Genomic DNA, 13,290 nt, shown 5'->3' with positions numbered 1-13,290 from the left:
TACCCTATTAAAAGCAGTCAGCATTCACGGTAACTTTTACTGTATTCGCGTTGGCGTAGCCTCTCGTAGAGAAGTATTTCTGTAACTTTACGAGAAAGCAAGCTACGTCGAGCGGTCTGCATTTTAGGGTAGAAGGGATAGACAGGCTTGGTTTCATAGCCCCAGGCTTTAGCTTGTGGGCTAAATCTAAGCCTGGTTAACAACTTATTTATAAAGTAAGTATGAAAATAAAGAGTAGCCGAAATCCGATCCTATATAGGAATCCGGTTTGATTTCTGAAAAAAATCCGTACACTTCTAATCCCCTTCTTCACTATTGCCTATTGCCTGTTCCCTGCCTCTACGAGTAATTTCAAAAATCAAATACTAGTCCTACAGTATGCAGTATATTTATTAAGTTATAAAACGTTAATTGATTGCTTAGAGAAATATGATTAGAGTTTATGCTGATAAATTGATAAAAAGTCAAGATTTACCTCAATCACCAGCGATGAAAATTCTACTTATTGATGACCACCAATTAATCTTGACTGCAACTTTTAATTTATTGCAACAAGAATATCCAAATGCAGATATCATTAAGGTTAAAAGCGCATTTGAAGCTCTCAGTAAGATTGCGACTTCTTCCTTTGACTTGATTGTGATGGATTTATCTATACCAGAAGAAACAGGAATGACGGCCCAAATTGATACGGGTATCAACTTGATTCAACAGTTACTCAAGCAATATCCCCAGCAAAATTTGATGGTGCAAAGCAGTTATGTAAAGGCTTTGGTAAGGATAAAACACGAGATTGACGAGCATCAAGGTGGATTTGCGATCGCTGATAAAGGATTATCAGAACAAGAAATGTTAGCTCGCGTCTACATAGCACTCCAAGGCGCAACTCATACACAAGATATCAAAAACGGCTTAGAACTCAAACCAGAGTGGTTAGAAGTTTTAAGATTAGCTTTTGAAGAAGGATTAACAGATAAATTAATATCCGAACGAATGTATAGATCTGAACGTGCAGTCAGAGCATACTGGACAAAAATTCAAGACGTTCTCGGACTTTATCCAGAAGACTGTAAAAAGGAAGGTAAAAATATCCGTATTCAAACAGAAATTCGCGCTAGACAAGAAGGATTAATTGATTAGTTATTTATGATAAAAAAGGTGATTTTTGGAACTTCATTGAATTATTAGTTTTGCCTTAAAAATCTTTATGGTGTGGGTTAATTGGCGAAGGATTCAAAATGAAATCAAAATTTTACTATTGGCGTCAGTTCCAGGAGCAGTATTTTTAATTGTTATAGTCATTGCACGTTCATATGGATTTTTACAAGACTTTGAATTGATGGCGTTGGACACATTTTTACGTTTACGTCCTGGAGAAGTAACTGATGATAAAGTTGTGATTGTCGGTATTAATGAAGAAGATATCCGCAGTCTTGGTAGGTATCCCATTCCCGATGAAGAAATTGCAACACTGATCCAGAAAATACAAAAATATAAACCCATCGCTATTGGTCTTGATATAGTTCGAGATTTACCTGTTGAACCCGGTCATGAAAAATTAGTAGAAGTATTTCAAAATTCTAAAAATCTCATTGGTATTGAAAAAATATTACCTCCAGATCCAATTTCACCACCGCCACAACTAACGCAAAAACAATTAGGTTTTTCTGATATCGTAGTAGATAAGGATAATAAATATCGCCGTTACCTACTTTGGACACCATCGCCTAAAAATCCTCAAAATCCTGAAGAAGATAAATTTTCTTTTGGATTACAGTTAGCACGAGCTTATTTATCTCATCGAGATATTAATATTGAAACTGGAATAACTGACAAAAATACAATCAAATTTAAAACTACAGAACTGCCTCGTTTCTCATCGAATAGTGGAGGGTATGTCAAAGAAAATAGTAGTGGATTAAAAATATTAATGAATTTTCGCGCTGGGAGAAAACCCTTTCACGTTTTATCATTGAATGATATTAAAACTCAAAATTTTAATTCAAATTTACTACAAGACAAAGTAGTCATCATTGGGATTGTCGCTACTAGTGTCACTGATTTTGTCAATACCTCTGCAACTGTTTATCAAAAAATTCCTGGGCAAATATATGGAGTAGAATTTCATGCTCACGCTTGTTCGCAGATAATTAATGCAGTAATTAATGGACGACCCCTGTTAAAAGTTTGGTCGAATGAATGGGAATATATATGGATAATAGTTTGCGGCTGTTATCCGATAATTCTTTTTTGGTTAGCCCAATCTTTATGGAAGAATTTACTGGCAGTTGTAGTAGTAGCTTTAGCTTTATTTGGTTTGGGTTTAGTATTAATTTCATTTGGTTGGTGGATTCCGATAGCACCGGGTTTATTAACCTTAATAATAAATGGCTTAGGATTGAGTGGTTTTGCATTTGCTTTGTATCAAAATAATCAAGTATTTAAAATTAAAATGAACGAACGCCAACATACAATTGAACATGCGTTTACTGTAATTCATAATGGGCCTCTACAAACTTTAGCAAATGTCTTGAGACAGATGCAGGCTCAAGATTGGCCGCATGAGGAATTAAAATTACAGTTAGAAAAACTTAATTATGAAATTCGAGAAATCGGGGAATATCTCAAGCTTGAGGCTTTATCTCAAGATGAAAGTCTGCGTTTAGGTAGCGGGTTAAAGCTTGATTTAAAACGCCCAATACATGAGCTTTTTTATGCAGTGTATAGTAGCACACTTGAACGGCAAGATCTAGAATACTTAAAAAATATTAAAGTTAAAATTCGTACTTTTGAACCAGTAGATGATAAATGTTTGAGTGTAAATAATAAACAAGAACTTTGTTTATTTCTGGAAGAAGCTTTATGCAACGTAGGGAAACATGCTAAAGGTGTCAAACGCATTGAAGCTATTGGCAAAAAAGATGAAGATTTCTATATTCTGAAAATTCAGGATAATGGTCCGGGGCTTGTTTCATACATTGAAAATAAAGGAACAAAACAACTGAGAAATATTGCCAAAAACTTAGGAGGTGATTTTAGACGTGAAAGCATTACCCCCAAAGGAACGGTCTGTGAAATAAGTTGGAAATTAAGAAAATAGCAATAGTAGTAATAGTAGTAATTGGAGGGTGGTAAATTTATTTAAATATTCCTATGCTTAAATATGAGGCATAAAATGTCACAGTTTTTTAACAAAACTATCAATGTCAAATTAGTAACTAGTTGTGTTGTGGGCTTGTTATTGTTTTTAACACCACTAGCAAGTGCTAATTTTAGACCAGGCGATCGCAAACCTGCAAGCGACTACACCAGAAGCGGAGGTAGTAGAGGATGTCCGAAGTCGGATAATCAAATTCCTCTGACATTACTTGCGCCTAAAACATACATTGGCTATACAGCTTCTACACGTCCTACTTTTGCAGGTTATGTATCTAGTTCTCATGAAATAGAATTTCAAATTTTTGAGTTTGTTTCCAATAATACAGTCACCGCATTAAGTAACCCCATCAAACAAAATACATCACCAGGTATTTTCCAAGTATCTCTCCCTGAAAATTATCCAAAATTAACTGTAGGTAAAAAATATTTTTGGCAAGTAGCAATCAGTTGTCCAGGAGACGATTTAGTAGAAAGAGCAGAATTTATAGTTGTAGAAATACCATCTACAATCGAAAACAAATTATTGGCTACAGACAATGGGTTACAAAAATCCAATACCTATGCCGCAGCGAATTTGTGGTATGAAGCCTTAGCTGAAGCCCTCAAATCAGCCAGCCCTAGAAAGTTAGGACAGGTAGGTTCAAATCTTGTGCAAGAGTTTGCCAAATATGAGTCAGCTAGACTCAAAGACAATGAAGAATTAGTCAAAAAACGAATAGCGAATTTGCAAACAATTGCAAATCAAGAAAAGTGATATTTAGTTCATAAGCTGTTGCACTGTGAAATTCTTGTGTGGTGGGCTTTTTGCCCGCCATAATTACTACATTTTAATTCTATTTTTGACTTATTAGATAGTAAAGAGAAATCAAGATAATATTGGCGATCGCCATTCAAATAAAAGCAAAATTAGCCTCAATTACTTGCAAGAGAAAACTCAGTATGGTAATCTTAACTTAAGTTATATAAAAATATTTTTCAGTGTTAATTACTAAATTTAAATCTGTGAGAAATATTGATTTACAGTTGAATAATAAGCGAAAAAAACCAAGATTTAATCGCTACAGTATATCCCTAGTCTTGAGTTTAATTATTTTCCCAAGTGTTGTATCTGCTCAGTCCACTCCTCCACCTGGAGTTAATATTCCGCCAACAACACCAGAAACCCTCGACCAAACAATTCCCAAACCAACTCCCTCACCAACTCCTTCGCCGACTCCACCTGCTGCTGCTCCAGAGATTCTGACTCCTCCTGAGACACCAACATCACCGGATACGAGTTTTCCCAGTAGTGAAAGTTTTCTGGTGAAAAAAGTCGAAGTTCTGGGAGCTACAGTTTTACAAAATGAAATTGCAGAGTTAATCAAGCCATTTGAAAATCGTCAAGTGACTTTTGCAGACTTGATTCAACTACGTTCAGACATCACCGAACTCTACATCAAAAATGGCTATGTCACCAGTGGCGCATTTTTACCCAATAATCAAAATCTGACTGATGGTGTGGTAGAAATTCAAGTAGTAGAAGGTGGACTAGAAAAAATTGAACTAGGCGGATTAAGGAGATTACAACCAGTATACGTGCGATCGCGTCTGCGAAAAGCCTCCTCTACACCTTTAAATCAAAAACGTTTAGAAGAAGCACTGCAACTATTACAACTCGACCCTTTAATCGAACGGGTAAACGCACAATTAACCGCCGGTAGCACTCCCGGTAGCAATATCTTACAAGTAACAATTACCGAAGCACCTGCATTTCATGGCGGAGTATTTGTAGCGAACAATCAAACTCCTAGTATTGGTTCTACCCAAGCAGGAATATTTTTCAGTCATGATAACTTGTCGGGTTTTGGGGATAGTTTAACTGCTGAATATGGAATTACTGAAGGACTGAATATATATAATTTCAGCTATACAATTCCCCTAAATCCGAATAATGGTACTCTTGCTTTCCGCGTCAACAATAGTGACAGCCGCATCATTGAAGATGAATTTAGTGAGTTAGATATTAAAAGTGACGCACAAACTTATTCTCTTAATTATCGCCAGCCTTTGTACCGCAAACCCCAATCCGAATTTGCTATTGGTTTAGGGTTAGATTTACGCCGCAGTCAAACATTTTTACTCAATGACATTCCTTTTTCTTTTTCTGAAGGGCCAGAAAACGGTTTGTCAAAAGTGACAGTCATTCGTTTTTCACAAGATTGGGTGGAACGGAGTGCTAGTAGAGTTTTAGCTGCACGTTCTCAATTTAGTGTTGGTATTGATGCTTTTGACGCTACAGTTAACGATTCCGGTACTGACGGACGTTTCTTTTCTTGGCTAGGACAATTTCAATGGGTGCAGCGGTTATCACCAGGAACAATTTTATTAGCAAGACTAAATGCACAACTCACAGGAGATTCTTTATTATCTTTAGAAAAACTTAGTATTGGTGGAGTTGATACAGTCCGCGGCTACCGTCAAAATGAATTTGTAGCAGACAATGGAATTACAGCTTCAGTTGAAGCTCGGATTCCTTTAACATCTTCCAATACATTGCAAGTCGCACCTTTTTTTGATATCGGTACAGCATGGAATAATCGTGGCACTAATTCAAGTTCACAGACCCTTGCAAGTTTGGGATTAGGTTTAATTTGGCAACCAATTCGAGATTTAAATTTGCGTTTAGATTATGGTATTCCGCTAATTGATGTGAATAGTGGAGGTAATACTCTGCAAGATAATGGTTTTACCTTTTCGCTGCGGTATCAGGCGTTTTGAGGTGTAAGAATTCAAGAGTACAAGCCCAAAAACCTCATGTAGAGACGCGATTTATCGCGTCTTCAAAGACCAATGATGTGTACCAATAACCCTTAAGCCAAGCCTATTGGATTACAAGTGTTTGGTTAAGACAAGAGATGCGATTTATCGCGTCTGGCTGTAATTATAAAACGATTAAATAAGTATCTTTTCCTTCTACTGGCAAAACTCGTAATTTTTGATTAACCAAATCGGGTTCTAACCCTAAATCTTCTAAAGGTATTAAACCTAATAAAGGATCTGAACCTTCTGGCAATTCAATACAATTAAATGTTCCTTCTCTTCCCTCAACTGAAAGATTTAATTCTCTGAATATGCGAGCTTTTTGTACTCCTGTAGCAATTTTAACGTCTACTTCTCCTTGAAGAGGCAGTCCTAACTGAAGAATAATATTTTTAGGTAAACACAGCCTGGTTGCACCTGTGTCAACTAAAACATCATGTAAAGTAATTGAACGTATTTGTTCTGCTGGAATAAATCCTCTTTCTGCAAGTATTTGGTCAATTCGATTGTTAATAGCGATTGTGGTAGTTACTTTGCCCATTTTTTCCGTTTTGCTCATTGTCATACTATTTTCCTATAAACTGGTGAGGTTGATGAGTGAGTATATATTTACATTTTATTGAATTTTATGAAAAATCAGATACCCGACTTGTTAAAGAAGTCGGGTATCTCAAAAATAACTTTAACGACATTCTCGGCTCATCACTAAATCACCGTTTGTTAGTCGATACACTCCTTGTGGTTCGATAATGCGATCGCCTTTTTTCCACTGGCGATTTGTACTATTATTATTGCTGATATTTTCTACATTACCTGTAGGATAATTTGAGGCTACTGCATTATTAGGACGAGTAGGTAACCCGCCAATACCTGTAATCAAAAAAGTCCCTCTTTGTTTAGAACTACGAGCAATACAACTATTAGCAATCAGCCTATTAGTATCAATGGGATTATCTTGTAATTCCGTGAGGCTATTTTGGATAAAGGTGATATCGGGCACACCGATGATGTTACCAGATATTGCACCGCTGGCGTTGATATCGGTGCGATCGCTATTAGCTAATGACTGAAGATTATTGGCATCAATTGATGTTTGCGTCGGGCTGTATAATGGTGAAGTTAATAAAGCACGAGTATTAAAAGTAATATTGCCTCCTTTACCTTCAGGTGCAAATGCCAGAATGTCGCTATCTTCTAAGGCGATGATAGTGTTAGCATTTAGGTTAATATTACCTCCATTTGCTTGACCTGTAGAAAGGTCGGTGCGGATATCACTGTTATTACGCAAGCTAATGTTTTTTGCAGTAATATTAATATTCCCACCGCCTGCTTGTTCAGCCCTGGCGCTAACAAAGCTATTATTTGCAGTGTAATTTCCTGTTGCAATAATATTAATATCCCCTGCAATACCTTGTCCCTCGCTACGTACAGTCACCGCAGCACCATTAGCTACATTGAAGTTATTTGTGAATAAAGATATCGTCCCGCCATTACCAATAGAATCGGGATTTGTGCCTGCAAATATAGCTGCGTTAATATTCTCAGCAAATGTACCAGAAATAGTTATACTATCTTTAGCATTTATATTAATATCACCAGCATTCCCACTACTGCTAGTTGAGTTGAGAATTCGTCCACCATTCAACACTTCAAGTGTTCGAGCATTGATGGTGATATTACCTCCATCACTAGAATTATTTGTACTAGCACTGATTTCGCCCCTGTCTGCTAAACGGAAATAACCTGTGTTAATTGTAATGTTTCCTGGTTTTCCAATACTTCCGTTGTTGCTTCTAACTGATATTAAGCTAGGAAACCCATCTGCATCTAGTCCAGAAATAATTACAGCATCCGCAGCATTAATGCGAACATTTCCACCCTCGCCTTGTCCTCCAGGGAGATTTCCATTAGGCTCACTAATACCTGCAATAATTTGACCGCCATTTGTTAAGGTAAATTTTGATGTATTAATTTGAATATCTCCAGCTTTTCCCACTGCACCTTCTCTTATCTCACTAGTAATAACGCTATCGTCAAGAACTACTGCATCTGTACTATTGATAATAACATTACCTCCATTACCCTCACCCAAAGTTCCAGCACTTATGTCTCCACTAATGAGTTGTAAAAATTTAGTATTAATAGTTATATTGCCTGCATCATTACCTTTGCTTGAGGTTAAAAAGCCAGTAGCAAAAACATTTGTTTCTGTACCATCTATTTCCATGCCATCACTAGCAGTAATAGTTATGTTTCCCCCGCGGCCGACTTTTCCTTGTCCTTCTCCTCCAGATTGAGCAGCTATAAATGCGCCATTCTTTAAAAATACTTGTTCTGCTTCAATACTAATATTTCCTCCATTACCAACAGAACCATTTGTCTGTGAGTTCAATGCATTTGATGAGATAAAAGACCTATTTTCCATTCTCAGTTCTTTTACTTTAATATCTATATTTCCAGCATTACCACTGCCAAAAGTACTTGCTGATATGTTCGAGAAACCATTATTTAGAATTAAGCGATTAGCAATAATTGATAAATTTCCTGCGTTTTCTTGACCGTCAGTAATTGACGAGATTATCGCTGTATCATTCAAAATAATTGAATCATCAGCTTTAATTTTAATATCTCCAGGTTTGCCTGCTAAAATGTTGCTAGAAGTTATTAAAGCACGATCTGAAAGCAAAACATTTCGAGCTTGTATATTAATACCACTACTGCTGCCATCAGTCCGTGTTTGGGATCTGACTACCTCTGAAGAAGGTGTGAATTCTGCCGAAAAAGCCTGACTCATGATTTGGCTATTAATAAGAGAAATTGTATCATCAACTTTGATATTGACCGCACCTGCGTTACCTTTTGTAGCAGTGGAATTAATTTGACTTCCATTATAAAGTTCTAGCGATTGGGCAGAGATGTTGACGTTTCCTGTATTTCCTGTCCCAATACCAAGACTAGCAATATAACTTTCATTTTCTAAGCGAATAATTCCATCAGCATTTATGAAAACATCGCCTGCTTTAGTTTCAGGAGTACCTTGATTGCTAGCTATAGATGTATAAATATTACTGGAGTTTTCTAGGCTGAGATTATTCGCATTAACTATAACATTACCAGTGCTTGCACCAAAACTAAAAGCACTAGAAACATTCACAAGTGAGATATCTGTTTTCGCTACACCATCAGGAAAAGTCAAGTTGAAATTGTTGTTATCAATATTGAGTCCTACTGTTCCTGCTGCGCTTAATCCACCAATCTCTACCCTACCACCTCGTGCTGCAACTAATCCTCCATCCATGAAGATTTGCCCTGTAGATTCAGGCGTAGGTGACACACGACCACCAAGTAATATTAAACTTTTATTATTTGGTACTGCTAAAATACCTCGATTTTCAATCGAGTTTGCGCCTTGATTGGCAATTTGATTAAACAAAAAGGCTGTAGGATTGACGCTTAGTAAAGTATTTTGGGGTGTAACTTGTGAAGTTAAAGAAAATTCAGCACCACCAGAAAATTGAATTGCATTAGCTGTGGTAGCTACAAATGAACCACGAATATCTAATAGGGCATTTTCTCCAAAGATAATACCATTAGGATTCATCAAAAATAAATTAGCAGTGCCTTGGGTGCGAATAAATCCTTGAATATCAGAGGCGGTTCCACCAGTTACTCGTGCAAAAATATTGATAATGCTGGAATCGTTGAGGAAAATTCCCGCACCACCATTAGGAATACTAAAACTACTGAAACTGTGGAATAGGTTGGTGTTACCAACTGTTGTGCCACCTCCAATTAAAGAAAATGAGCCATTATTTGTAACTTGTGTTCCTAATGTTTGGTCAGTTGTTACTTGAGCCAAAGCGCTGATATTTGTTGTCAATGCCAAGTTTAACAATAGTCCCAAGGGTAAATACGAATTCCAGCAATTTTGATTAATCACAGCTTTTACCTCCAGTTTATTTTTCGGTCTAGAGAAGACGCGATAAATCGCGTCTCTACATGAGGTTTTGGGTTTACAGGATTTTTCAGATAAATGAAATACACAGGTAGGGGCACAACATTGTTGTGCCCTTAAGACGAACTGTACTTTTTAACGACACTTTCGGCTCATTATTAATTCACCATTCGCTAGTCGATAAATACCTTCAGGTTCAATAATTGAGTCGCCTTTTTTCCACTGATTACTAATATTTTGTACATCACCTGTGGAATAGGTGGAAGCGGAAGCATTGCCAGGACGAGTAGGTAAACCACCAACGCCTGTAATTAAAAAAGTACCATCTTGCTTGGAACTGCGAGCAATGCAACTATTAGCAATTAGCGCATTAGTATTAATAGGATTATCTTGTAATTCCGTGAGGCTGTTTTGGATAAAGGTGATGTCAGGCACACCGATGATATTACCAGAAACTGCACCACTGGCGTTGATATCGGCGCGATTATTTCCCTCTAATTCTGTTCTCAAATTTGCTCTATCGCCTGTTTGAGCTTGGGTACGGTAGAGTGAAGAACTTAAAAATGCTTGGGTGTTAAAAGTAATATCGCCGCCTCTACCATCACTAGCAAATGCTAAGATGTCGCTGTCTTCTAAGGCAATGATGGTATTAGCAGTAAGGGTAATATTACCACCACCACCTGCACCACTGAGGACATTTGTACGAATATCGCTATCACCGCGCAGCCGTATATCTGTCGCTGTGATATTAATAGCGCCACCTGAAGATTGTGTGCTAGCTGTACCTATTGTACTGTTATTGCTACGTAATGTATTACCAAGTTTAATAGATATATTACCTGGATTTCCTTTACCAGTACTGCTGCTATTTACAAAAGAGTTGTCTGTCAAAAAAAGCGAGTCAGCCTGAATATTAATATCACCACCTTTACCAGTAGCTGTATCTACCACTCCACTATCTATGAAAGAGTTGCTTAACGATATATCATTCTGCACTTCTAGAAATATATTGCCTCCATTTCCTTGTCCGAAAGCGCTGCTTTGTAGATAAGCATCGTTGCTTAAAGAAAGCGATCGCGCTTTAATTGTGATATCGCCTCCCTTACCCTCACCATCGCTTACCTTCCCTTGTGAATTGCTTCCTGCAACGCTTTGTACCACAGTCCCTTCAAAATAAACAGAGGCATTTTTTGCTTCGATAGTTATATTTCCTGCATTTTCCTCTGCGGCGGTAGAAGTTGCTATCGCAGAATTGTTACCGCTTGCAGAAATCAAATTAGAAGCATTGATGCGGATATTACCTGCTTTTCCTGCTCCGAGATTACCTGTAAAAATAAAAGCGTTATTTAATAAGAGCGAACCTGTTTGGATATCAATATCTCCTCCGTTACCGATACCTGACTCTCCAACACTACTAGTTATTCCACTTTGATTATCGTTTCCTGAAATTGAGATTTTATCTCTAGCTTGGATAGTTATATTGCCAGCATTTCCTTCTCCAAGAGTGTTAGAACCGATGAATGAATTATTAGTAAGTTCTAGCAAACCCGTATTGATAAATATCTTTCCTCCATCGCCTTTACCTGCTGTGCTAACATTCACTTCCGAACCATCAGTTAGAGAAAGGGAACCAGATTCAATAGTAACATTACCACCTTGACCAGTAGCTGAATCAGCAACTACACCAACGATAAAACTATTTGCGAAAGAAACATTATCTTGTATGTCTAAAATTATATTTCCTGCGTTTCCCTGTCCTACGGTAGTAGTTTGAATAATGTTGTTAGTTAAAGAAAGCGATCGCCCTTTTATTACAATATCACCAGCTTGACCACTAGTGATGGTTCCTGATAATACACTTCCCCCCGCACCGCTGGATATTAGACTTGAATCAAATACAATATCCGCCTTTTCTGCTTCTATTGTGATATTTCCTGCATCTCCTTGTCCAAAATTACTAGTTGCTATTTGTGCATTTTTAATGCTAAAAGATTGAGCAGCATTTATTTGAATATTACCTGCATTCCCGCGTCCTAAACTATTGGCGCTAATTTGACCATTATTTAAAGCAAAAGTTTTTGTCTGGATAGTAATATTTCCTCCCCTACCTTCAGCTGTTTCTCCAACAGAGCTACTAATTGAACTTTCTGAACCAATTCCCGAAATTGTCACTTTGTCTCTAGCTCGAATATCAATATTTCCAGCATTACCTTTTCCAGCAGTGAAGGAACCTATTAAGGCATTACCAATAATTTCAAAATTACCTGTATTGATAACTATATCTCCCGCATTCCCAGTACCTTGTATTGCATTGATAATTCCAGTCGTAGACGAATTTGTACCCTCAATAGTCACGTTATCGGTAGCAGTAATTTCAATATTTCCTGTGAAACTATTAATATTTCCTAAACCTCGATTGATACCTACGATGAAACTGCTTCCGCTTGCAAGATTAAAATTGCGGGCGTTAACAGCAATACTACCTCCACCGCCAGATGCCATAAAAACAGAAGAGCTATTTGCAAGGGATACATCTGCTCGTGCTACATTATCAGGAAAACGCCAACCTGTAGAATCTAAATTAACTATTCCTAGTTCTGTCAAACCTCCCAATTCAACCCGCCCACCAGGAGCATATATAAACCCTCCATCCAAAATTACATTTGCCCCCATAAGTGATAAATCTTTGCCATCAAGTACTGTTAATCCTGATATCTGACGTTGAGGATTGCCATTCAACGCAGAACCCAATACTGTAGATATAGCCCTAGAATTGTTAATAATTTCTGCTTGGTTGTTAACAGCATTAAAAAATAATGCTGAAGGTTGGATGCTGAGTAAATTACTTTTGGCAGGTTCGGAAGCGTTGAATATACCCGTTTGTCCCAAATTAACGCCATTAGCAGTTGTGGCAACAAATGAACCCCCCACATCTAAACTAGCGTTGGGGCCAAAGATAATACCATTGGGGTTAATTAGAAATAAATTCGGGTTAGAATCGCTAATTATACCCAGAGTCCCGAAAATTTCTGAGGGGTTTTTACCTGTAACGCGAGTTAAGACATTTTGAATGTCAGAGTTATTAATTAAGAAGTATGCTGCTCGTCCTTCGCTGACATTAAATTCTTGGAAGCTGTGAAATAAATTGATGCCACGAACTGTGCCACCATCGATTAAGTCAACTGGTAAGTTGTTGGTGGTGTCTAGAGGTGTGACGATGGAGCGATCGCTACCTAAAGTATTATCCGGTATAATGTTACTTTGGGCAAAAACACAGTTGCTAAAAAATAACATTTGTAATGCAACACAGCCCAATAAATTAAACCGTGTCTGCAATGATTTTTGAGAAATGTTTATTATAAATTTCAGTTCCATTC

The 13,290-nt window shown here is 37.4% G+C and carries 7 protein-coding genes; 4 read left to right on the top strand and 3 right to left on the bottom strand.

Annotated elements, in window-relative coordinates:
• Positions 1-429 precede the first annotated feature (429 nt).
• From RMY63_RS30780 to RMY63_RS30765, 4 genes are all read left to right on the top strand, one after another.
• The gene (locus RMY63_RS30780) at positions 430-1,140 is read left to right on the top strand and encodes a response regulator transcription factor (protein ID WP_322732354.1); all 711 of its coding nucleotides are present in this window, start codon (positions 430-432) and stop codon (positions 1,138-1,140) included.
• A gap of 67 nt (positions 1,141-1,207) precedes the next feature.
• On the top strand, positions 1,208-3,100 hold the full coding sequence (locus RMY63_RS30775; protein WP_322732353.1) for a CHASE2 domain-containing protein: 1,893 nt from the start codon (positions 1,208-1,210) through the stop codon (positions 3,098-3,100).
• A 75-nt stretch (positions 3,101-3,175) separates the two neighbouring features.
• Positions 3,176-3,913 carry a DUF928 domain-containing protein gene (locus tag RMY63_RS30770; protein WP_322732352.1) on the top strand — a complete coding sequence of 246 codons (738 nt, stop codon included), beginning with the start codon at positions 3,176-3,178 and terminating at the stop codon, positions 3,911-3,913.
• A gap of 248 nt (positions 3,914-4,161) precedes the next feature.
• Positions 4,162-5,916, top strand: a complete 1,755-nt coding sequence (locus tag RMY63_RS30765) for a ShlB/FhaC/HecB family hemolysin secretion/activation protein (protein WP_322732351.1) — start codon at positions 4,162-4,164, stop codon at positions 5,914-5,916.
• A 163-nt stretch (positions 5,917-6,079) separates the two neighbouring features.
• Here RMY63_RS30765 and RMY63_RS30760 read toward each other — a convergent pair whose 3' ends face one another.
• The 3 genes from RMY63_RS30760 to RMY63_RS30750 all read right to left on the bottom strand — a co-directional run bounded on the left by RMY63_RS30760 (position 6,080) and on the right by RMY63_RS30750 (position 13,288).
• Positions 6,080-6,523: an aspartyl protease family protein gene (locus RMY63_RS30760; protein WP_322732350.1), complete on the bottom strand. Its 444-nt coding sequence runs from the start codon at positions 6,521-6,523 to the stop codon at positions 6,080-6,082.
• 117 nt (positions 6,524-6,640) lie between these two features.
• Positions 6,641-9,898: an S-layer family protein gene (locus RMY63_RS30755; RefSeq protein ID WP_322732349.1), complete on the bottom strand. Its 3,258-nt coding sequence runs from the start codon at positions 9,896-9,898 to the stop codon at positions 6,641-6,643.
• Positions 9,899-10,048: 150 nt separating this feature from the next.
• Positions 10,049-13,288: a filamentous hemagglutinin N-terminal domain-containing protein gene (locus tag RMY63_RS30750; protein ID WP_322732348.1), complete on the bottom strand. Its 3,240-nt coding sequence runs from the start codon at positions 13,286-13,288 to the stop codon at positions 10,049-10,051.
• Positions 13,289-13,290 lie beyond the last annotated feature (2 nt).

The sequence above is a fragment of the Nostoc sp. ChiQUE01b genome (genome assembly GCF_034531255.1).
GTDB lineage: Bacteria > Cyanobacteriota > Cyanobacteriia > Cyanobacteriales > Nostocaceae > Nostoc.
This window is presented reverse-complemented; position numbering and strand designations above follow the sequence as displayed.

Bases quoted from the DNA above. Each gene is read 5' to 3' on its own strand.
- RMY63_RS30770 (WP_322732352.1), top strand. From the start codon at position 3,176: ATGTCACAGTTTTTTAACAAAACTATCAATGTCAAATTAGTAACTAGT.
- RMY63_RS30775 (WP_322732353.1), top strand. From the start codon at position 1,208: ATGGTGTGGGTTAATTGGCGAAGGATTCAAAATGAAATCAAAATTTTA.
- RMY63_RS30750 (WP_322732348.1), bottom strand. From the start codon at position 13,288: ATGGAACTGAAATTTATAATAAACATTTCTCAAAAATCATTGCAGACA.
- RMY63_RS30780 (WP_322732354.1), top strand. From the start codon at position 430: ATGATTAGAGTTTATGCTGATAAATTGATAAAAAGTCAAGATTTACCT.
- RMY63_RS30760 (WP_322732350.1), bottom strand. From the start codon at position 6,523: ATGACAATGAGCAAAACGGAAAAAATGGGCAAAGTAACTACCACAATC.